Origin of the sequence: Bradyrhizobium tropiciagri (genome assembly GCF_018130545.1) — a bacterium.
Taxonomy (GTDB): Bacteria; Pseudomonadota; Alphaproteobacteria; order Rhizobiales; family Xanthobacteraceae; genus Bradyrhizobium; species Bradyrhizobium tropiciagri_A.
The window spans coordinates 717608-739446 of sequence record NZ_JAFCKF010000004.1 but is presented as its reverse complement, the minus strand read 5'-3'; the positions used below and the strand labels follow the sequence as shown (position 1 = coordinate 739446).

The 21839-nt window shown below is 64.3% G+C and carries 19 protein-coding genes; all 19 read right to left on the bottom strand.

The features are described from left to right. Positions 1-57 precede the first annotated feature (57 nt). Positions 58-384 carry a DUF2160 domain-containing protein gene (locus JQ616_RS21165; RefSeq protein WP_212017596.1) on the bottom strand — a complete coding sequence of 109 codons (327 nt, stop codon included), beginning with the start codon at positions 382-384 and terminating at the stop codon, positions 58-60. A gap of 9 nt (positions 385-393) precedes the next feature. Beyond that, positions 394-1200 carry a carbohydrate ABC transporter permease gene (locus JQ616_RS21160; RefSeq protein WP_212017594.1) on the bottom strand — a complete coding sequence of 269 codons (807 nt, stop codon included), beginning with the start codon at positions 1198-1200 and terminating at the stop codon, positions 394-396. Next, on the bottom strand, positions 1200-2102 hold the full coding sequence (locus JQ616_RS21155; RefSeq protein WP_212017592.1) for a carbohydrate ABC transporter permease: 903 nt from the start codon (positions 2100-2102) through the stop codon (positions 1200-1202). The genes JQ616_RS21160 and JQ616_RS21155 overlap by 1 nt, the downstream gene beginning before the upstream one ends. Further along, on the bottom strand, positions 2102-3187 hold the full coding sequence (locus JQ616_RS21150; protein ID WP_212017590.1) for an ABC transporter ATP-binding protein: 1086 nt from the start codon (positions 3185-3187) through the stop codon (positions 2102-2104). The genes JQ616_RS21155 and JQ616_RS21150 overlap by 1 nt, the downstream gene beginning before the upstream one ends. Positions 3188-3199: 12 nt before the next feature. Further along, a complete protein-coding gene (locus JQ616_RS21145) occupies positions 3200-4288 on the bottom strand; it encodes an ABC transporter ATP-binding protein (protein ID WP_212017588.1) in 1089 nt (362 codons plus the stop codon). Then, positions 4285-5829, bottom strand: coding sequence for a glycerol-3-phosphate dehydrogenase (gene glpD, locus JQ616_RS21140; RefSeq protein ID WP_212017586.1), 1545 nt, complete (start codon positions 5827-5829; stop codon positions 4285-4287). Before glpD ends, JQ616_RS21145 begins: the two co-directional genes overlap by 4 nt. Before the next feature lie 206 nt (positions 5830-6035). Further along, on the bottom strand, positions 6036-6305 hold the full coding sequence (locus JQ616_RS21135; RefSeq protein ID WP_212017584.1) for a hypothetical protein: 270 nt from the start codon (positions 6303-6305) through the stop codon (positions 6036-6038). Further along, complete coding sequence (locus JQ616_RS21130; protein ID WP_212017582.1) at positions 6302-7099, bottom strand: hypothetical protein; 798 nt, start codon at positions 7097-7099, stop codon at positions 6302-6304. The genes JQ616_RS21135 and JQ616_RS21130 overlap by 4 nt, the downstream gene beginning before the upstream one ends. Before the next feature lie 76 nt (positions 7100-7175). Further along, positions 7176-8012 carry a DeoR/GlpR family DNA-binding transcription regulator gene (locus JQ616_RS21125; protein ID WP_212017580.1) on the bottom strand — a complete coding sequence of 279 codons (837 nt, stop codon included), beginning with the start codon at positions 8010-8012 and terminating at the stop codon, positions 7176-7178. Positions 8013-8204: 192 nt separating this feature from the next. Next, positions 8205-8879 carry an HAD family hydrolase gene (locus JQ616_RS21120; RefSeq protein WP_212017578.1) on the bottom strand — a complete coding sequence of 225 codons (675 nt, stop codon included), beginning with the start codon at positions 8877-8879 and terminating at the stop codon, positions 8205-8207. Between the two features lie 83 nt (positions 8880-8962). Next, entirely contained in the window at positions 8963-9157 is a 195-nt protein-coding gene (locus JQ616_RS21115) for a hypothetical protein (RefSeq protein WP_212017576.1), read from the bottom strand. Between the two features lie 152 nt (positions 9158-9309). Then, positions 9310-9771, bottom strand: coding sequence for an acyl-CoA thioesterase (locus tag JQ616_RS21110; protein WP_433995983.1), 462 nt, complete (start codon positions 9769-9771; stop codon positions 9310-9312). Then, positions 9768-11864, bottom strand: coding sequence for a 3-hydroxyacyl-CoA dehydrogenase NAD-binding domain-containing protein (locus JQ616_RS21105; RefSeq protein ID WP_212017574.1), 2097 nt, complete (start codon positions 11862-11864; stop codon positions 9768-9770). Before JQ616_RS21105 ends, JQ616_RS21110 begins: the two co-directional genes overlap by 4 nt. Positions 11865-11866: 2 nt before the next feature. Continuing rightward, positions 11867-13150 carry an acetyl-CoA C-acetyltransferase gene (locus JQ616_RS21100; protein ID WP_212017572.1) on the bottom strand — a complete coding sequence of 428 codons (1284 nt, stop codon included), beginning with the start codon at positions 13148-13150 and terminating at the stop codon, positions 11867-11869. Continuing rightward, positions 13150-15417 carry an acyl-CoA dehydrogenase gene (locus JQ616_RS21095; RefSeq protein WP_212017570.1) on the bottom strand — a complete coding sequence of 756 codons (2268 nt, stop codon included), beginning with the start codon at positions 15415-15417 and terminating at the stop codon, positions 13150-13152. Before JQ616_RS21095 ends, JQ616_RS21100 begins: the two co-directional genes overlap by 1 nt. A gap of 382 nt (positions 15418-15799) precedes the next feature. Then, positions 15800-17044, bottom strand: coding sequence for an SMP-30/gluconolactonase/LRE family protein (locus tag JQ616_RS21090; protein ID WP_212017568.1), 1245 nt, complete (start codon positions 17042-17044; stop codon positions 15800-15802). Positions 17045-17277: 233 nt separating this feature from the next. Continuing rightward, positions 17278-17901, bottom strand: coding sequence for a flavin reductase family protein (locus tag JQ616_RS21085; RefSeq protein ID WP_212017566.1), 624 nt, complete (start codon positions 17899-17901; stop codon positions 17278-17280). A 158-nt stretch (positions 17902-18059) separates the two neighbouring features. Further along, positions 18060-18668: a TetR/AcrR family transcriptional regulator gene (locus JQ616_RS21080; protein ID WP_212017564.1), complete on the bottom strand. Its 609-nt coding sequence runs from the start codon at positions 18666-18668 to the stop codon at positions 18060-18062. Between the two features lie 22 nt (positions 18669-18690). Continuing rightward, on the bottom strand, positions 18691-21828 hold the full coding sequence (locus tag JQ616_RS21075; protein ID WP_212017562.1) for an efflux RND transporter permease subunit: 3138 nt from the start codon (positions 21826-21828) through the stop codon (positions 18691-18693). Between the last annotated feature and the right edge of the window lie 11 nt (positions 21829-21839).

Here is a 21839-nt window from a genome sequence, read left to right as displayed (position 1 = left end):
TTGCAGCGACTAAATCCAGGCCCGGGTAGACCCCGGATCTGCTCTTTTTCGCGTTCCTCAGACGGTGCGAAAGATCACCACGGCTGAAAGAAGCGAAATTACCGTTCCGAGCCACAGGCTCGAAATCTCGACACCCTCCCCGATCGGTAGGGAGAAGATGGGATCGGTGCCGACGAGGCCGATCCACAGCAAGTGGATCACCGCCGCCAGCACCAGCGAGACGAACAAGCGATCGCCGCGCGTGGTCGGAATCCGCAGCACGCCGACCCGCTCCGCTTCGGGATAGGCTATCGCGAGCCAGGTCATCATCCCGAGCGTGCAGGCAAGCAGCACGAAGAAGATCGCGGTGGGCCAGGTCCATGCCATCCATGCGATGCTGTCCATGAGCCCCTCCTAGACCCGGCCGAGCGCGAAGCCGCGCGCGATGTAGTTGCGGACGAACCAGATCACGAGCGCGCCGGGAATGATGGTGAGCACGCCGGCCGCGGCCAGCAGCCCCCAATCCATGCCGGCAGCCGAAACCGTCCGCGTCATGATCGCTGCGATCGGCTTGGCCTGCACCGACGTCAGCGTGCGCGCCAGCAGCAGCTCGACCCATGAGAACATGAAGCAGAAGAAGGCGGCGACGCCGATGCCGCTCGCGATCAGCGGCACCAGGATCTTGATGAAGAAGCGCGGGAACGAGTAGCCGTCAAGGAAGGCGGTCTCGTCGATTTCGCGCGGCACGCCGGAGACGAAGCCTTCGAGAATCCAAACCGCCAGCGGCACGTTGAAGATGCAGTGCGCCAGCGCCACCGCCCACGGCGTATCGAACAGGCCGATCGCCGAATAGAGGTTGAAGAACGGCAGCGCGTAGACCGCCGCCGGCGCCATGCGGTTCGACAGCAGCCAGAAGAACAGATGCTTGTCGCCGAGGAAGCGGTAGCGCGAGAACGCATAAGCCGCCGGCAACGCCACCGCGATCGAGATCACGGTGTTGATGACGACATATTCCAGCGAGTTGATGTAGCCGGAATACCAGCTCTCGTCGGTGAAGATGCGCCGATAGTGCTGCAGCGTCGGCGTATGCGGCCACAAGGTCATCGTCGAGACGATCTCGGCGTTGGTCTTGAAGCTCATGTTGACGAGCCAGTAGATCGGCAACAGCAGGAAGATCAGGAACAGCCCCATGATGAGGCGGCGGCCGGGGATCGAGTGCATCACGCCGCTCCTTCCTTGACCGGACGCTCGGAGCCGGCATTGGTCATCACGGTGTAGAACACCCAGCACACGATCAGGATGATCAGGTTGTAGACCAGCGACAGCGCGGCCGCCTTGCCGAGATCGAACTGGCCGAGCGCGATCTTGACGAGCTCGATCGAGACGAAGGTCGTCGAGTTGCCGGGACCGCCGCCGGTGACCACGAACGGCTCGGTGTAGATCATGAAAGAGTCCATGAAGCGCAGCAGTACCGCGATCAAGAGCACGCGGTTCATCTTTGGCAGCTGGATGGCCTTGAACACCGCCCAGCGCGAGGCACCGTCGATCTGCGCCGCCTGGTAATAGGCGTCGGGGATCGACTTCAGGCCGGCGTAGCAGAGCAGCGCGACAAGGCTGGTCCAGTGCCAGACGTCCATCACGATGACCGTGACCCAGGCGTCGACCTCATTGGACACGTAATTGTAGTTGAAGCCGAGGTGGTTCAGCACATAGCCGAGCAGGCCGATATCGGGTCGGCCGAAGATCTGCCAGATCGTGCCAACCACGTTCCACGGAATCAAAAGCGGCAATGCGAGAATGACGAGGCAGGCCGCGACGGTCCAGCCCTCGCGCGGCATCGACAGCGCGACAACAATGCCGAGCGGCACCTCGATCGCCAGGATCACGGCGGAGAAGAACAAATTGCGACCGAGCGAGGCCAGGAAGCGGCCGCCGAGATCGGTCGAGGGATCGAGCAGCTCCTTAAACCAGCCGACGCCGTTCCAGAAGAACTGGTTGTTACCGAAGGTGTCCTGCATCGAATAGTTCACGACCGTCATCAGCGGCAGCACCGCCGAGAACGCGACCACCAGGAACACCGGTAGCACCAGGAACCAGGCTTTTTGGTTGATGGTCTTGTCCATCAGGCAACCCCTTCCACCAAATGGCTGTCGGCATAGACGTGGACGTAGGCGGGATTGAAGATCAGGCCGGCGGTATCGCCGGAGACCGAGAAGCCCGGCGGCACGCGCGCCGCGAGTTTGGTGTTGCCGATGCGAACGCGGGCGAACTGGATTCGGCCGAGATCGTCGATCCGCTCGATCTTCGCCGACAGCAGCCCCGACGCGGGCGCTGCGACATCGACGAATTCCGGCCGGACGCCGATCTCGATCTTCTTGCCCGCCGGCAGCACACCATAGTTGCGATGCAGGCCGATGACATGGCCGTCGATCCGCGCCTCGTGGCCCGAGACCTCCGCAGGTACGATGTTCATGCCGGGCGAGCCGATGAAGTAGCCGACGAAGGTATGCTCCGGCTTGTCGAACAATTCGGCCGGCGTGCCGCTCTGCACCACCCGGCCGTCATGCATGACGACCACGGTATCGGCGAAGGTCAGCGCTTCGGTCTGGTCGTGAGTGACGTAGATCATCGTGAGGTCGAGCTCGCGATGCAGCGCCTTCAATTTCGAGCGCAGCTGCCATTTCAGCTCGGGATCGATCACCGTCAGCGGCTCGTCGAACAGCACGGCGGCGACGTCGGAACGCACCAGGCCGCGGCCGAGCGAGATCTTCTGCTTGGCGTCGGCGGTGAGCCGCGTCGCCTTGCGGTTCAGATACGGCGTGAGGTCGAGCAGGTCGGCGATCTGCTTGACCCGCGCCTCGACCTCGGCCCTGGCGACGCCGCGGTTCTTCAGCGGGAAGGCCAGGTTCTCGCCGACCGTCATGGTGTCGTAGATCACCGGAAACTGGAACACCTGCGCGATATTGCGCTTCTGTGTCGACAGCGGCGTGATGTCTTTGCCGTCGAACAGGATCTGGCCGCGCGACGGCGTCACGATGCCGGAAATCAGATTGAGCAGCGTGGTCTTGCCGCAACCGGACGGCCCGAGCAGCGCATAGGCGCCGCCCTGCCGCCAGGTCATGGTGACCGGCTTCAGCGCGAAGGATTCCAGCGGCGCGTCATTGCCGTTGTAGGACTGCGCGAGATCGACGAGGTCAATGCGGGCCATGAAGCATCTCCCTCACTTCGAGAAACTGGTTGCGGGTGAAGCGACGAGGCGGTCGGCCGCGTCGAACACGAAGATGTCGTCGGGATCCAGCGCGGCGTCGAGCACCTGCCCGGGTTCATATTCATGGACGCCGTGCAGCACTGCGACCCAGTTCGAGTCATGGACATGGACGTGCACGAAGCTCTCCGAGCCGGTGATCTCGGTCACCGTCACGGTGGCGGAGAATTTATGGCGGCCGGCCGCGGCGCTGCCGACCTCGAGCTGGTGCGCGCGGAAACCGATCCGGTAGGCGCCATTGGGCAGACCGGCATAGAGCCCGGCCGCGGGCGCCTGCTCACCGCCGGCATAGATCACAACGTCGCCCTTCTTCTCGATGCCGATGACGTTGAGCGGTGGATCGGAGAACACCTGCGCGACGCGGAGCGTGTCGGGATGGCGATAGACCTTCGGCGTCGCGCCGATCTGCAGCGCCTGGCCTTCCCACATGCAGACCGTGTCGCCGCCGAGCAGCAGCGCTTCCGACGGTTCGGTGGTGGCATAGACGAAGATCGCACCGGAGGCCTCGAATATCCGCGGCAGCTCGGCGCGCAGCTCCTCGCGCAGCTTGTAATCGAGATTGGCGAGCGGCTCGTCGAGCAGCACGAGATCGGCGCCCTTGACCAGCGCGCGCGCAATCGCGGTACGCTGCTGCTGGCCGCCGGAGAGCTGCAGCGGCGTGCGCTTCAGGAAAGGCTCGAGCCGCAGCAGGGCGGCCGCCTCGGCCACCCGCTTCTCGATCTCGGCCTTCGGCTTGCCCTGCACGCGCAAAGGCGAAGCGATGTTCTCGTAGACCGTCAGCGAGGGATAGTTGATGAACTGCTGATAGACCATCGCGACCGAGCGCTGCCGCACATCGGCGCCGGTGACGTCCTTGCCGTCGACCAGCACGCGGCCGGAAGCCGGCTTATCGAGACCGGCGAGCAGCCGCATGATCGAGGTCTTGCCCGACAGCGTCGGCCCGAGCAACACGCTGAGCGTGCCACGCTCCAGCGTCAGCGACACATCGCGGATGGTCGGAACGCCATCCACGGTTCGCGTGACGTTCTGCAGTGTAACGCTCATGCCCGTCCTCCCGCTTCGCGGAGGGGACGTTCACCGGACACGCGGTTGGCGGCCATCCACTCGTCGAGCGCGGCGATTTCACCCGCCGTCATCCGCAAGCCCAGCTTGGATCGTCGCCAGACGACATCGTCCGCAGTCCGAGCCCATTCGTTTGCCATCAGGTACCGGACTTCACTCTCCGTCAAGGTGGCGCCGAAGGACCGGCCGAGATCTTCTGCCGATGCTGCGTTGCCCAAGACTTTATTGGCGCGCGTACCGTAAGCATGCGCGAGACGGTTGGCGTGCGACTGCGTCAGGAACGGATGATTGCGAACCAGTTCCGCGCTCAGCGCTGCGACCGCCGACACGTCCATGTCGCCGCCGGGCAGCGGCGCCTTGCCGGTCCAGCCTTCCTGCGCCTTTGTGCCGCGGAGGTAAGGCGACAGCCGCTCCAGCGCCTCTTCGGAGAGGCGGCGATAGGTCGTGATCTTGCCGCCGTAGATCGAGAGCAGCGGCGCCCCGCCGGGCGTATCGAGCTCGAACACATAATCGCGGGTCGCGGCCTTGGCCTCGCTCGCGCCGTCGTCATAGAGCGGACGCACGCCGGAGTAATTCCAGACCACGTCCTCGGGCTTCACCGGCTTGGCGAGATATTCGCTGGCGGAGGCGCAGAGATACTCGATCTCCTCCTGCGTCGCCTTCACCAGGGCCGGATCGCCGTCATAGTCGCGATCGGTGGTGCCGATCAGCGAGAAATCGTTCTGGTAGGGGATGACGAAGATGATGCGGCCGTCGGCATTCTGGAAGATGTAGGCGCGGTCGTGATCGTAGAGCTTGGGCACCACGATGTGCGACCCCTGCACCAGCCGCACCTTGGCGCGCGCATTGACGCCGACGCCTGACGCCAGCACCTGCTCGACCCAGGGACCGCCGGCATTGACCAGCACGCGGGCCTTGATCGTCTCGCGAGAACCGTTCGTGGTGTCTTCGACCGTGACGTGCCAGATGCCGTCCACCTGCCTGATCTCGACCGCGCGGGTGCGGGTGCGGATCTCGGCGCCGCGATCGGCGGCATCGCGCGCGGTCAGCGCCACCAGCCGCGCGTCGTCGACGAAGCAGTCGGAATATTCGAAGCCCTTGGTGTAGCGGCCCGGGATCAGCGGCTTGCCGACCACGTCGCGCGTCAGATCAAGCGAGCGCGTCGCCGGCAGCAGGTGCCGACCACCGATATGATCGTAGAGGAAGAGGCCGAGCCGCAGCAGCCAGGCCGGACGTAGCCCCGCGTGGTGCGGCAAAACGAAACGCAGCGGACGAATGATGTGGGGCGCGATCTGCCAGAGGATCTCGCGCTCGATCAGCGCCTCGCGCACCAAACGAAACTCGTAATATTCGAGATAGCGCAGACCGCCATGCACGAGCTTGGTCGACCAGGACGATGTCCCGCTGGCCAAGTCATTCATTTCACAGAGGAAAACAGAGTTACCCCGGCCCGCCGCATCGCGCGCGATGCCGCAGCCATTAACGCCGCCTCCGATGATGGCGAGGTCGTAAATTCGATCCAAAGAACGCTTCCCCCGGCGACCGTTTTCGCTTTGACGGTTTTACTTTCGAATTGAAGTAGATCACAACCAAAAACGAAAGCAAAGCGAAAATGGGGAACTTTAGCTGGGGATTTTTTGGGCGGGGTGCTCGCAGCTGGAGCTGTTTGGGGAAACAGGACAGGCCCGTGCGACGCTTGAGATGACGCCAGGCAAGACCGCGACCACGATCAGAGACGTCGTGGCGAACGTCCGGCACGCAATTCCGGCAATGTCTGCTCCGGGTCGTAGCTGCGACGAACTTCACCACCCACTCGCCTTGCAGATGCTCGGCTGTCACGCACGCACCAAATGATCAGCGCAAGCAAGCCGGTCGCCGCGAGCAGTCTATGACCGCTGGCAAACAGCACGAAGAAGACCAAGGACGCGACGAAAAGGATCGCATACCATTTGAGGGCGAAGCCGAGATAGATTCGCCCGACGGAACGATCCCTGTTCATCGGATCGACCGATTGCTTGGCAGCGACGCCGACATCACGAGAAAGAAAAGCGGCGCGAGGACGAACACCACGACGTAAGCCCAGACATATCCGCCGCCGAGCGCCACTTGCAGTCCGCTGTAGGTCGATGATTTTCGATGCGTCAGGATCACCCAGAGTCCAAAACCGAATAGCGGCAACAGGAGGTAACGCCACCGCTCGCGCCAATTGCGCATGATGGTCGGCAGATCGGCAAGTAGAGCGATCACGAACAGCGAGAAGGTGACGGCGTAGAGCGAGACCAAAGGCAGGAAGAGATGCTCGAACCTCACCTGCGCGGACGCATCGGTCGACATCGGGATGCCATCCGCAAACAGGCTGCCAAACGGCGGGACTGCGAACAGCCGCGGATCAAAGCCCATCGCCTGGCAAAGCCAGAACAGGACGATCGCGACCGCGCCGATCACCGCCTGCGCGAGGAAAGCTCCGCTCGCGATGCGCTGACACAGCGACCCCGACAGGAAGATCCGCGACAATCCGAAAAACAGCTTCCTGCCGCGGCCGCTCTGCTGCTCCAGTTCTGAAAGCCAGGCCGGTCCCTTCCCGGCGCCGAAGCGAAAGATCTCGGTCCCGAGACGCTGCGATTGCGGCCGGGTCTCACCATCGAATGCGCGCATGACCACGAGTGCGGAGACGCCGCCGGCCAGCGCCGTTGCGCAGGCAGATGCGGTGCTAAAGCCAAGGACAAACGAGACGATGCCCAACATCGCTGCGATGCCCAATGCCAAGACGATCTTGAATTGCGCGCTGACCAACGGACCGCTCCACCCGAGGCAAGCCTACAGCTGCCGGTAGAAAGCATCCGAAACAAGTTCGCTAAAACTTGAGCGATCAGGCGCCTTGCGCACTGCGCAGCGTCGCCGGTGCCGCGTCTGCGCTGTCGTCAATATCGACCGGCGGCTTGTCCATCGCGACCACCACCTCGATACCGCGGCTGTGACAGATGTTGGCGAGGCCTGCGGGGAGCGGCGAATCCGTGACGAAGGTCTGGATCTGGCTCATATGCGCGATGCGCACTGGTGCGCTGCGGCGGAGTTTTGTCGCGTCCGACACCAGCATGACGTTGCGCGCATTGGCGATGATCGCCTGCGCCACCTGCACCTCGCGATAGTCGAAGTCGAGCAGCGCGCCCTCCTCGTCGATCGCCGATGCGCCGATGATGGCGTAGTCAACCTTGAACTGGCCGATCAGCTGCGTCGCGGTGGAGCCGACCACCGCGCCGTCGGCACGGCGCACCGTGCCACCGGCCACCACCACCTCGATGCGGGGATGGCGATAGAGCAGCATCGCGACGTTGAGGTTGTTGGTGATGACAAGCAGGTCCTCATGCGAGGTCAGCGCGCTCGCGACCTCTTCCGTCGTGGTGCCGATATTGATGAACAGCGAGCAGCCGTTCGGAATTCTCGCCGCCGCGGCAGCGCCGATCGCCTTCTTCTCCTCGGCGGCGACGAACCGGCGCGCCTCATAGGCGAGGTTCTCGACACCCGAGGCGATGATCGCGCCGCCATGGATGCGGGTCAGCGACCGCTCGTCGCAGAGATCGTTGAGATCCTTTCGGATGGTCTGCGCCGACACCTCGAATCGCTTGGCGAGGTCTTCGACCATGACCCGGCCGAAAGCGCGCGCAATGTTGAGGATTTCAGTCTGGCGGTGGGAGAGTCCGGCCACGGCGGCCCCCTTGAAACGGCAATCGGTTGGAGCATGATCCTTCGGAAAACCGGTTTCCAGTTTTCCGGATCACGCTTCAGCCCATGGTGCGACCGTTCGGCACCGAGGTCAACGAGCAAGCTTCGCCGGGGTTAAGAACCGCGTTGCAGCAATGTCGAGCCGACGACATTCCGGCACAATGCCTCGCCACGCCTACCAATTCATGGCCGATGCGACCAGGCGGATCAATTCGGGATCGTCGAATGCCCGCGCGCTGGCGACTGCGCCGGCCCCGATCAGATCGGCATGGCTGAGGCCGGTCCGCATCCCGATCGTGGCGATCCCCGCCGCCGTTGCCGACTGCACGCCGGAGCGCGAATCCTCGAAGGCCAGCGAAGCCTGTGCCTGCGCGCCGGCAAGGCGCAGCCCCTCGAGGTACGGCAAGGGATGCGGCTTGCCGTGCGCCAGTTCGTCGCCGATCACCAGCGCCTTGAAACGGTGCGCGATGCCGAGTCCCGAGAGCAGCAGTTCGGCGTTTGCACGCGGCGCGTTGGTCACCGCCACCATCGGCACGCCGGCATCATCGGCGCGGTCGAGCAGCGGCAGCAATCCCGGCACCGGCACGATCTGGCCGGCGACCAGCTCGCGGAAGACCCGCTCCTTCTCACTGAGGATGCCGGCGCGGCGTTCAGGCGGTTCGTGTGCGAGGAAGCGTTCGCCGATCGACGCATTGGAGAAGCCTTGCAGCTCCCTGCCGAAGCGCGCGTGATCGAAGGCATGTCCGTGAGGGCCGAGCACCCGGTTGAACGCCGCCAGATGCAGCGGATCGGTGTCGGCGAGCGTGCCGTCGATATCGAACAGCAGCGCCTTGTTCTGTGTCTGCGACATCCGAAAAACGTGTCCGTGAATTCGGATGCATCAATACAGACTCTTGCGGCACACGCAAACGGCGTGGCTCGCGGGCCTCCTTGTCAGGAAGCCAGTTGCAAATCCTGGCCGGTGAGAAGGCGTCGCGCGGCGCGTTCGGCCTCGCGCGCGTTGCGGAAGATGCGACCTTCGAGCGCCTGGAAGCGGTGCGAAGCAGCAAAGAACTCGTAACCCTTGGTATCGCGCACCACGATACCCGCGGTCTGTGAACTCACTTCGATGACGTAGCAGTCTGACATTATCGGCCTCGGTTCAACTCCGCGCCGACAACGGCATCGCTGCCCGATTGTTCCTCGGTTTATTTGCGAAGCGAAGCACCTTATTTGCGTCGAAACCGCGCTCCGGTCGCAGTTTCGACGCGTTTCCGCGCGCACCGAATCACCTTCTCGTGTCAGGTCGAAATCGTCGCCCCATCGCGCTGGATCGGTTGCGGATGGCCCTGCTCATCGATCGAGACGTAGGTGAAATTGCCGTCGGTCACGAGGATCGACTGCTGCTCGCGGCGGCGCAGCACCCAGGCTTCGAGATGCACCGTGATCGAGGTGCGGCCGATGCGCACGAGGTTGGCGTGCACGGAAACCAGGTCGCCGACATACACCGCCTTGCGGAAATTCATCGCGTCGATCGCGACCGTCACGGTGCGGGATTTCGCAACCTTGCCCGCGAACACCCCGCCGCCGAGGTCCATCTGGCTGAGCAGCCAGCCGCCGAAGATATCGCCATTGGCATTGGTGTCGGCCGGCATCGCCAGCGTGCGGATGCAGAGATCGCCCTGCGGCTCGTTGCCGCTGATGGCCGGCGCGTGAACGTGAGTTTCAGGCGCTTGGGGGTCGGTCACTTGCGAGTCGGTCACTTGAAAGCCTCCCAGCCGGGATCCGGCGCAAAGCGTCCGCCGAACTTGCGCATCAGCGTCTGCATTGTCGACACGATATTATCGACACCGCGGCTGCGCGCATAGTTGAGCGGGCCACCGCGGAACGGGGCATAGCCGGTGCCGAAGATCATCGCGCCGTCGACCATGTCGGCGTTGTCCACGATGCCTTCGCGCAAGGCCGCGACGCAGACATTCGAGATCGGCAGCACCAGCCGGTCAATCATCTCGTCGCTCACTTTCGGACCGGTCTCCGGCAGCGGCGCCTTCTCCGCCTTGCCGTCCTTCCAGGTGTAGAAGCCCTTGCCGGTCTTGCGGCCGAGCTCGCCCTTGGCGACTTTTTCGCGCAACCACGCCGGCGTTGGCGGCAAGGTGTCGCCGAACTTCGAGCGCAGCATGTCGCCGACATCGAGGCAGATATCGAGGCCGACCTGGTCGGCGAGCTCGATCGGCCCCATCGGCATGCCGAACTCGATCGCGGCCGCGTCGATCAGGCGCTGATCGGTCTTCTCGTCCAGCATCATCATCGCTTCCAGCATGTAGGGCGTCAGCGCGCGGTTAACGAGGAAGCCCGGCGAGCTCTTCACCGGCAGCGGCAGGCGGTCGATGGCGCCGACAAAGGCCAGCGCTTCCTTGAGCATGCCGGCATCGGTGCCGTCATGGCTGACGACCTCGACGAGTTGCAGCCGCGACACCGGATTGAAGAAATGCAGGCCGAGCAGCCGCTCCGGCCTTGCCAGCGTGGTGCGCAGATCCTGCAGCGGGATGCTCGAGGTGTTGGTGGCGAGGATCGCGCCCGGTTTCATCTTCGGCTCGAGCGAGGCATAGACCTTCTGCTTCAGCGCGAGCTTTTCCGGCACGGCCTCGATGATCACGTCCGCATTGCGGACGCCCTCGCCGTCCATGTCGGGAATCAGCCGGTCCAGCGCGTCGCGCTGGTCGATCTTCTTGCGCATGATCTTGCCGAACAAATCCGCCGCGCGCTTCATCGCGCCCGCGATCGGCTCGGCTTTCATGTCGGCCAAGGTCACCCGCATATCCTGGTTGGCGCACCAGGCCGCGATATCGCCGCCCATCGCGCCGGCGCCGATGACGTGGACATGCGCGACCTTATTGCCGGAGCCTGCCACCTTCTTCATCTGCTCGCGCAGGAAGAACACGCGGATCAAATTCTGCGCGGTCGGCGTCACCATCAGATTGGCGAATGAGGCCTTCTCCGCATTCAGCATCGCCGAGCGGTTGCCGGCGTGCTTTTCCCAGAGATCGATCAGCGCGTAGGGCGCCGGATAATACTTGCGCGGCGCCGCCTTGCCGGCCTCGCTGCGCATCCGCGAGGCGAGGAAGCCCCTGACTGGGCCCGAATTAAGCAGCGAGTTGAGCACGCCCGGCTTGGCGCGTTTCAACCTACCGAACACCGCATCCTTCACCGCGTTGCGGACATGGCGCTCCTGGGTCACGGCATCGACCAGGCCGAGCGATTTGGCGCGACGCGCGTCGATGGTCTTCCCGGTCAGCATCAGGGTCATCGCCTGCATCGGGTTGACCAGCTCGGTGAAGCGCACGGTGCCGCCAAGGCCGGGATGCAGGCCGAGCATCACCTCGGGGAAACCGAACCGCGCATCGTCGATTGCGATCCGCATCTGGCAGGCCAGCGCGACCTCGAGGCCGCCGCCGAGGCAGAAGCCGTGAATGACCGCGACCGAGGGCACGCGCAGCGCCTCGAGCCGGTCGATTACCGCATGCGCGCGGCCGATCGCGGTCTCGACCGCGCTGGGATCGCTGGCTCCGCGAAACTCGTTGACGTCGGCACCGGCGATGAAGCCGCTCGGTTTTGCCGAACACACCACGAGGCCGGTCGGCCGCTGGCTTTCCAGTGCTGTGACGATGGCATCGAGCTCCTCGAGCAGGTCGGCCGACAGCGTGTTGGCGCTGGCGCCGGCACGGTCGAACAGCAGCCAGGCAATGCCGTCCTCATCCCGCGTCAGCTTGAAATTCTTGTACGGACTATCGGCGGCTGGCTTCGGCCCAAGCTCGAGCACACGATCGGCGAGAAGGTCCATGATCCGTGAATCCATGATCACACCATCTCAATCAACATCGCGCCGCCCTGCCCGCCACCGATGCATTCGGTGGCGACGCCGCGCCTGGTGCCGAGCCGCTTCATCGCATTGACCAGATGCAGCACGATGCGGTTGCCGCTGGTGCCGACGGGATGGCCGAGGCTGATCGCGCCGCCATCGACGTTCAACTTGGCGCGGTCGATCTCGCCCGCCGCGCCATCGAGCCCCAGAATCTCGCGGCAGAACTTGTCGTCATTCCAGGCCGCGAGACAGCCCAGCACCTGGGTGGCAAAGGCTTCATTGAGCTCCCAGGTCTCGACCTCCTGCAAGGTCATGCTGTTGCGCTTCAAGAGCGCGCTCGCCGACAGCACCGGGCCAAGCCCCATGATCGAGGGATCGAGCGCCGACCATTGGCTGTCGAGGATGACGGCCTTCGGCGTCAGCCCGTGCTTGGCGACCGCGGTCTCGGACGCCAGGATCACCCAGGACGCGCCGTCGGTGATCTGCGAGGAGTTGCCGGCGGTGACCTGGCCCCACGGACGCTCGAACACCGGCTTCAGCTTTGCCAGCGTCTCCGGTGAGGAGTCCGGGCGAACGCCGTCATCAAAATCGTAGAACTTGCCGTCGCGGGAGAACGCGGTCTCGACCTCACCCTTGAGGAAGCCCTGCTTCTGCGCGTTGGCGAGCCGCTGATGGCTCTCGGCGGCGTAGGCATCGGATTGCGCGCGGGTGATGCCGAAGAGATGGCCGACCTTCTCGGCTGTCTGACCCATGTTGAGCTCGGTGATCGGATCGGTCAGCCCGCGCTCGAGACCTATGATCGGCTTGAAGTAGCTCGGCTTCACCTTTAGGGCCGCGGCGATCTTGGCGCCCAGGCCCTTGGCGCCGGCAAAGCCGGCAAACCAGCGCACGCCGGAGTTCGGCCAGACCAGCGGCGCGTGGCTCAACGCTTCGGCGCCGCCGGCGAGGATCAGATCGGAGATGCCCTCACGGATATAGCGGTAGCCGGTGTCGATCGACTGCATGCCGGAGCCGCAATTGATCTGCACCGTGAAGGCGACCATCTGCTCGCCCATGCCGAGCCTGAGCGCCGCGACCCGCGCCGGATTCATCTCGTCGGCGATGACATTGACGCAGCCGAGGATGACCTGGTCGAAGGCCGTGGGCGCGAAGGGCTGCCGCGCCAGCAGCGGCCGGCCGCATTGCACAGCGAGATCGACCGGGGTGAACGGGCCGGGACCGGAGCGCGCCTTCAGGAACGGCGTCCGGCTGCCGTCGACGATAAAGACTGGTCGCGCCATCAGCTCGCCGCCCTCTGCTCACCAAGCTCCTGGAAGAACTGATGCACGTCGGCGGATTTCTTGTAAATCGGGGACAGCGCCTCCGGCGCAAAATCATCGACCTCGATGACTTTGGCGACGGCCTCATGGGCGGCGGCGAGCTTCTCGCCGTCGGCCTCGGTGATAACACCTTTCTTCACCGCCTCCTTCCAATCATGCAGCCGCGCCGCGCGCATCTGCTTGGCCGCGTCCTCCGCCTGGGTCACAAGACGGAAGGCCTTCTCCAGCCGGGCGACGCCGCCGTCGTCCTCGACAAAGGCGAGGTCCGGCGTGAGGCGGTCGCGCGCCGCCGACGGCGTCAGCACGAGCTGCGCGCATTGCTGCACGACGCGATCCGACGGACCGGTGACGCGGGCACCGAACGGCTGGATCAGGAATTTCAACATCCACGCCACCGGACGGTTGGGCAGGTTGGCGAGGATTTCGGCAAAGCGGTTCTCGATGGTCTTGAAGCCGGATGCCATGCACCATTCGAGCGCGGGCAGATCCTCCTTCTGCCGGCCCTCGTCCTGCCAGCGCTTCAACGCGGCCGAGAGCAGATAGAGCTCGGACAGAATGTCACCGAAGCGCGCGGACAGCATTTCCTTGCGCTTCAGCGCGCCGCCGAGCGTGAGCAGAGCCATGTCGGCGCATAGCGCGAATGCCGACGAATAACGCGACAGCTGGCGATAGAACTCCGTGGCATCACCGGCATCCGGCGCCGGCGCGAACAGGCCGCCGGTCCAGCTACGACCCCATGCGCGGAACATGGTCGCAAAGCTGTGGCCGACATGCTTCCAGAACGCGGTGTCGAACGCAGTCAGGCCCTTGTCGTGATCGGTCTCGCTGAGCGCGTTCATCTCCTGCAACAGATAGGGATGCGCGCGGATCGCGCCCTGCCCGAACACGATCAGGTTGCGGGTCAGGATGTTGGCGCCCTCGACCGTGATGCCGACCGGCACCGAGCGATAGAGTCCGCCGAGATAGTTTTGCGGTCCGTCGATCACGGCCTTGCCGCCATGAATATCCATCGCGTCGTCGATCGCGATCCGCATCCGCTCGGTGGCGTGCAGCTTCATGATCCCCGAGATGACAGCGGGATGATGCCCCTCGTTCAGCGCAGCACAGGTCAGCCGCCGCGCGGCGTCGAGCAGATAGGCGGTGCCGGCGATCCGCGCCAGCGGCTCCTCGATGCCTTCGAACTTGGAAATAGAAATGCCGAACTGCTCGCGGATGCGGGCATAGGCGCCGGTGGTGCGCGCGGCATAGGCGGCGCCGGCGGCCGACAGCGATGGCAGCGAGATGCCGCGGCCGGCGGCGAGCGCCGTCATCAGCATCTTCCAGCCCTGACCCAGGCGCTCCTGACCGCCGATGATGTAGTCGAGCGGGATGAAGACGTCCTTGCCCCAGTTCGGGCCGTTCTGGAACACCTGCATCGCGGGCAGATGGCGGTGGCCGATCGAGACGCCGGGCAGATGAGTCGGGATCAGCGCGACCGTGATGCCGAGCTCTTCCTCGTTGCCCACGAGGTGATCAGGATCATAGGCCTTGAAGGCAAGGCCGAGCAGCGTCGCGACCGGGCCCAGCGTGATGTAGCGCTTGTGCCAGTTCAGCTTCAGCCCGAGCACCTCGCGGCCTTCGAAGCTGCCCTTGCAGATGATGCCACTGTCGATCATCGAGGCGGCGTCCGAGCCGGCCTCCGGGCTGGTCAGGCCGAAGCAGGGAATGTCCTGGCCGGCGGCGAGGCGCGGCAGCCATTTGTCCTGCTGCTCCCTGGTGCCGAAGCGCATCAGGAGTTCGCCCGGCCCGAGCGAGTTCGGCACCATCACGGTGACGGCCGCGGTCAGCGAGCGCGACGAGATCTTGCGCACCACTTCGGAATGCGCATAGGGCGAGAAGCCGAGCCCGCCGAATTCCTTCGGAATGATCATGCCGAAGAATTTCTTGGCCTTGATGAAGGCCCAGACCTCGGGCGGCAGGTCGCGCCACTCCCAGTTGATCTTCCACTCATCCAGCATGGTGCAGAGCTCGTCGACCGGACCGTGCAGGAAGGCGTTCTCCTCGTCGGTCAATCTGGCCGGCGCGAACGCCAGCAATTTCGACCAGTCCGGATTGCCGGTGAAGAGATCGGCGTCCCACCAGACGTCGCCGGCTTCCAGCGCCTCGCGCTCGGTGTCCGACATCGTCGGCAGCACGCCACGCGCCCAGGAGAAGATCGGTTTTGTAAGATAGTCGCGGCGGAAGCTCATGGCGGTCCTCATGAAACGGCGGCGCGGATAGGTGATCTTATCGGAAAGTGCCGTTCACCGGTGAACACTTCGCTGTTCAAATAAAGCGAAATTGACGCGGCCGAGCCGCCGTTTGTTAACGGCAGGCCGCGCGTTCAGTTCCGAAAGCTGAGCTGCGACAATCAGGTAGCGGGGGAATGAAGCCAGATTTCGAATGGTCTCGCCGCGGGCTCGCTGCGCCTCTCCCGCTTGCGGGGGAGGCCGTCGCGCGTTAGCGCGGCGGGTGGGGGTTCTCTCCACAATACGACTCGCGGAGAGAGCCCCCACCCCACCCCTCCCCCGCAAGCGGGAGAGGGAGCGCAGTTTCCTACGCGGTTACAGCTCCAACTGCTCCTGCCGCGTGCTAGGCCGGTCCGGCGCCCTGGGTCGCGGTATAGACGGCGTAGAGCGACTGGCTCGCGGCCATGAACAGGCGGTTGCGCTTGGGGCCGCCGAAGGTGATGTTGCCGCAGACCTCGGGCAGCCGGATGCGGCCGAGCAGCTTGCCTTCCGGCGACCAGCACGTCACGCCGTTGTAGCCGACCGCACGGCCGGCATTGCTCGAGCACCAGACATTGCCGTTGACGTCGCAGCGGATGCCGTCCGGTCCGCACTTCACGCCGTCGATGGTGAAATCGCTGAACCGCTTGCCATTGGTCGGCTTGTTGTCGGACCCGACATCGAACACGAAGACGTCACCCTTGCCGCCTGGTCCGGTGTCACCCGGTCCCTTGCCGGTCGAGACCACGTAGAGCTTCTTGTAGTCCGGCGAGAAGCAGATGCCGTTCGGATCGGGCACCTGGTCCTCGCTGACGACGAGATCGATGCGGCCGGAGGGATCGATGCGATAGCAATTGGTCGGCAGCTCGCGCTTGAGCGGCACGAAGCCAGCCGGCTGGCCGATCCGGGGATTGAGCTTGCCGGCCGGATTGACCGGACCGCCCGCCGCGTCGGGCTCGCCCTCATAGAGCTGGCTGCCATAGGGCGGATCGGTGAACCAATAGCTGCCGTCAGGATGCGCGACGACATCGTTCGGGGAGTTCAACCGCTTGCCTTGATAGTTGTCGGCAAGCACGGTCGCGGTGCCGTCGTTCTCGTAGCGCGTCACGCGGCGGGTGAGATGTTCGCAAGACAGCTGGCGGCCCTGGAAGTCGAACGAATTGCCATTCGAGTAGTTCGACGGCATCCGGAAGACGCTGACATGGCCGTCATCCTCCGACCAGCGCAGCTGCCGGTTGTTGGGGATGTCGCTCCACAGGAGATAGCGGCCCTGCGCGCTCCAGGCCGGGCCTTCCGACCACAGCGCGCCGGTGTAGAGGCGCTTGATCGAAGTGTTGGGCTGGGCCAGATCGTTGAAGGACGGATCGACCGCGATGACGTCGGGGTCCCAGAAATAGGTGGTCGGCGCACCGCGCGGACTGAAGTCGCGCGGCGGACTGGTGATGGTCGTCGGCGGCGCGACCGGCGCGGGCGCATTCTGCGCCAGTGCGCTGCCGGCACCGGTGGCCGTGGCGGCGGCAGCCACCGCAAGCCCCTGGACCAGCGTCCGTCGCGAAACATGTGGATCGCGCTGCGGCGCTTTTTGATCGCTCCGCTCGTGGTGTGTCATCGCATCCTCCCACTCTGTTGACCGGCCGTTGATCCGGCCTGGCGCGCGGGAGGTTAGACTGCTCGCCCCGAGGTTGCGAGTGACGGTTTTTCATCACCGCGGGCGGAGATTTCACATTGTTGTGGTTTCCGCTCCGTATTTGCGAGGAGCGAAGCGACGAAGCAATCCATCTATCCCACGCTCGGAGGAATGGATTGCTTAGCTTCGCTCGCAATGACGGTTACATGGACGGCTCAATCCGGCCGGATCATCTCGAACATGTTTTCCGGCTTGATCTCAAAGTAATCCCCCATCCGCCCGGCGCGGACGATCGGGTGCGCCAATCCGGTCTGATAGACGCCATCCTTGATGAAGGCCTTGTCGATGTGCACGGCGACGACCTCGCCGAGCGTCAGCCAGGCCGCGGCCTTCTTGCCGTCGGCGCCCTGGAGCTGGATGATCTGGCTCACCTTGCATTCGAACGACACCGGGCTTTCGGCGACACGTGGCACGTTGACGAGCTTGCCGGGTACCTGTGTCAGCCCCGCGAGCTTGAACTCGTCGACGTCGCGCGCGACATGCGCCGCGGTCGCATTCATGTGCTTGGCCAGATCCATCGTCGCCAGATTCCAGACGAACTCGCCGGTGTCCTGGATGTTGGCGACGCTGTCCTTCCAGTTGGTGGAGGAGAAGCCGATGATCGGCGGCACGTAGCAGAAGGCGTTGAAGAAGCTGTAAGGCGCGAGGTTGACGTTGCCGCCCTTGTCGCGCGAGGAAATCCAGCCGATCGGCCGCGGCGCCACGATGGCGTTGAACGGATCGTGCTTCAGGCCATGGCCGTTCTTCGGCTCGTAGAAATGCAGGTCTTTGTCGGTCACGGCGCAGCCCCTTCGTAGCCCGGATGGAGCGCAGCGCAATCCGGGACGATCTCACAAGCGGAAATGACCCCGGATTACGCTGCGCTCCATCCGGGTTACAATTTCGCTTTGCCTGCAATCACAGGAGAGTCAACTGACGAAAATGTCAGCCCTGACGCTCAATTGGCGCGGGTGCGCGGCGACAGGCCGGCGATCACGAAATCGATCATCTGATCGATGGTCGGGCCCGGCTTGGTAGCACACTGGGCAATCATCTGCGGATGGAAGAACCGCATCATCGCGGTGCAGGCGCACAGCGACGCGAGTTGCAGGTCCGGCACCTCGAACTCGCCCGACGCGGCTCCTTGCGCGATCACCTCGCCGATAATGGAGGCGATACACTCCATATGGGCGACACAGACGTCCCAGTCCTCCTGCATCGCGATCTCGACCATCTCATGCATCTTGGAATCGCCGACATAGCGCTCGGTGTTCATGCGGTTGATGGTCGTCATCATCTGGCGCAAGCGCGGCGCCGCCGGCCCTTCCGACCGGGCGATACGCCGCCCCTCGATCTCGACCTCGCCCATCAGGCCGCGCGCCACGCCCTCGTGGATCGACTTCTTCGAATCGAAGAAGCGATACACGTTGGCGGGGCTCATCCGCAGCTCTTTGGCGATGTCGGCGACCGTGGTCTTCTGGTAGCCGATCTGCCGGAACAAGCGCTCCGCCACCACGAGAATCCGTTCGCGGGTGTCGGTTTCGCTATGTTCCTGGATCAGCGTCATGTTGGCCCTGCTCAATCTTCAATTATTCAGCGGCTTCAGCAAGTGGAAATGCGTGTTGCGCATCGCCGGCATGCTGCGGCGCAGTATTGATCTGCTCGGGGCCGCTCTCCTCGAGGGTCTTGCGGAACCAGAGGGCGTAAAGGCCCGGCAGATACAGCAAGGTCAGGAAAGTCGCAACAAACAAACCGCCCATGATGGTGATCGCCATCGGGCCCCAGAACGCCGAGCGCGACAACGGGATCATGGCGAGGATCGCGGCGAGCGCGGTCAGCACCACCGGCCGGGCGCGGCGGACGGTGGCCTCGACGATCGCTTCGCGCCGGGTCAGGCCGGACGCCACGTCGCTCTCGATCTGATCGACCAGGATCACGGTGTTGCGCATGATCATGCCGGCGAGCGCGATCAGGCCGAGCAGCGCCACGAAGCCGAACGGCTGGTTGGCGACGTTGAGCCCGAGCGAGGCGCCGACGATGCCGAGCGGCGCGGTCAGGAACACCAGGGTCAGGCGCGAGAAGCTCTGCAGCTGGATCATCAACAGCGTCAGCATCACCATCACCATCACGGGGAAGAGGATGAAGATCGACGCATTGCCCTTGGCGGATTCCTCGAACGCTCCGCCCGGCTCGATCCGGTAGGCCGGCTCGAGATGGGCCTGGATGTCCTTCAACTTCGGCGAGATCTGGTTGGTGACGTCGGGCGCCTGCACGCCGTCGACGACGTCGGAGCGCACGGTGATCGCCATGTCGCGGTTGCGCCGCCACAGGATCGGCTCCTCATGCGCATATTCGATCTTGGCGATCTGCTGCAGCGGCACGGCGACGCCGTTGCGCGTGGTGATCGTGAGATCGCCGACGCGGCCGAGATCGAGCCGCTCGGACGGCACCGCGCGGGCGACCACGCCGACCTTCTCGATGCCGTCGCGGATCGTGGTGACCGGTGCGCCCGAGATCAGCATCGCCAGCGCCTGCGAGACATCCTGCGGGGTCAGGCCGAGCGCGCGTGCCCGATCCTGGTCGACGGCGAGCTTCAGATAGGGCGACTGCTCGTTCCAGTCGAGCTGGACGTCCTTGACGCTCTTGTTCTGACGCATGACGTCGCGCACCTGGTAGGCGATGTCGCGCACCTTGTTGGCGTCAGGCCCGATCACGCGGAACTGGACCGGGAAGCCGACCGGCGGACCGAAGTTGAAGCGGTCGACCCGGACCCGCGCCTCGTTCAGCGCGCCGTCGGCGGCGGCCTGCTCGATCTTCGCCTTGACGCGCTCGCGGGCGTCGACGTTCTTGGCGAGGATCACGATCTCGGCGAAGGCCTCGTTCGGCAGCTGCGGGTTGAGGCCGAGCCAGAAGCGCGGCGAACCCTGGCCGACATAGGCGGTGTAGGTCTGGATGTCCTGGTCGTCCTTCAAGAGCCCTTCAGCCTTCTTCACCGTCTTTTCGGTGACGTTGAAGGCGGTGCCCTCGGGCAGACGGAGTTGCAGGAACAGTTCGGGCCGCTCCGACAGCGGGAAGAACTGCTGCTGGACGTGGCCGAAGCCCACGATCGACGCGACGAAGACGCCGACGGTCGCCACCACCACCTTGATGCGGTGATCGACGCACCACTGCACGATGCTGCGCAGGCCGCGGTACATCCGCGTCTCGTAGATCGCGTGCGGATCGTGGTTCTGGTGCACCTTGATGTTGGGCAGCAGCTTGACGCCGATATAGGGCGTGAAGATCACCGCGACGAACCAGGAGGCGACCAGCGCGATCGCCACGATCCAGAAGATGCCGCCGGCATATTCGCCGACCGCCGAATTGGCAAAGCCGATGGGGAGGAAGCCAGCGGCCGTGACCAGCGTCCCCGTGAGCATCGGAAACGCAGTAGATTCCCAGGCAAAGGACGCCGCCTTCATGCGGTCCCAGCCCTGTTCCATTTTCACCACCATCATCTCGACCGCGATGATGGCGTCGTCGACCAGAAGGCCGAGCGCAATGATCAGCGCGCCGAGCGTGATTCGGTGCAGATCGAGCGACATCGCGTTCATCACGATGAAGACGATGCCGAGCACCAGCGGCACCGACAGCGCCACCACGATGCCGGTGCGCCAGCCGAGCGCGACGAATGAGACGAACAGCACGATCGCGAGTGCCTCGACAAAGGAGTGCACGAACTCGCCGACGGCGTGCTCAACCACCTTCGGCTGGTCGGCGATCTGCTGGACGTCGATGCCCTGCGGCACCGCCTTCATGAACTCGGCGGTCGCCTGCTGGACCTCCTTGCCGAGCTCGAGGATGTTGGCGCCCTTGGCGGTGACGACGCCGATGCCGAGCGCGGGCTTGCCTTCCTGGCGGACCTTGAACGTCGGCGGATCGACATAGCCGTGGGAGACGGTTGCGATATCGCCGAGCCGGAACACGCGGCCATTGCTCTCGACCGGCGTCTCGGAAACCGCCTTGACGCCGTCAAGCGCACCGGTGACGCGCAGCGGCACGCGCTGCGACGAGGTCTCAACGGTGCCGGCCGGCGTGACGTTGTTCTGCTTGGCGAGCGAGTCGAACAGCGCCTGCGGCGTGATGCCGAGCGTTGCCAGCTTGGCATGCGAGAACTCGACGAAGATGCGCTCGTCCTGGGTACCGTAGAGGTCGATCTTGGTCACACCCGGCACCTTCAGCAGGCGCTGGCGGAAACCTTCGGCGACCTTCTTGAGCTGCGCGTAATTGGCGCCGTCGCCGGTCATCATATAGAGGATCGAATCGACGTCGGAGAATTCGTCGTTGACGACCGGGCCGAGAATGCCGGAGGGCAGCTCGCCCTGCACGTCGACCAGCTTCTTGCGCAAGAGATAGAAGAGATACGGCACGTCCTTCGGCGAGGTCGAATCCTTGAAGGAAACCTGCATCGCCGTGAAGCCCGGCTTGGAATAGGTCTGCACCTTGTCGAAGAACGGCAGCTCCTGCAGCTTCTTCTCGATCGGGTCGGCGACCTGCATCTGCATTTCCTGCGAGGTCGCGCCCGGCCACATCACCGAGACGTTCACCACCTTGACGGTGAAGAACGGGTCTTCGGCGCGGCCGAGCTTCTCATAGGAGAAGTAGCCAGCGACGCCGAGGATGATCATCAGGAACAGCACCAGCGTCGGATGGCTGACCGCCCAGGCCGAAAGGTTGAAGCGCTTCATCGAACTCTCCA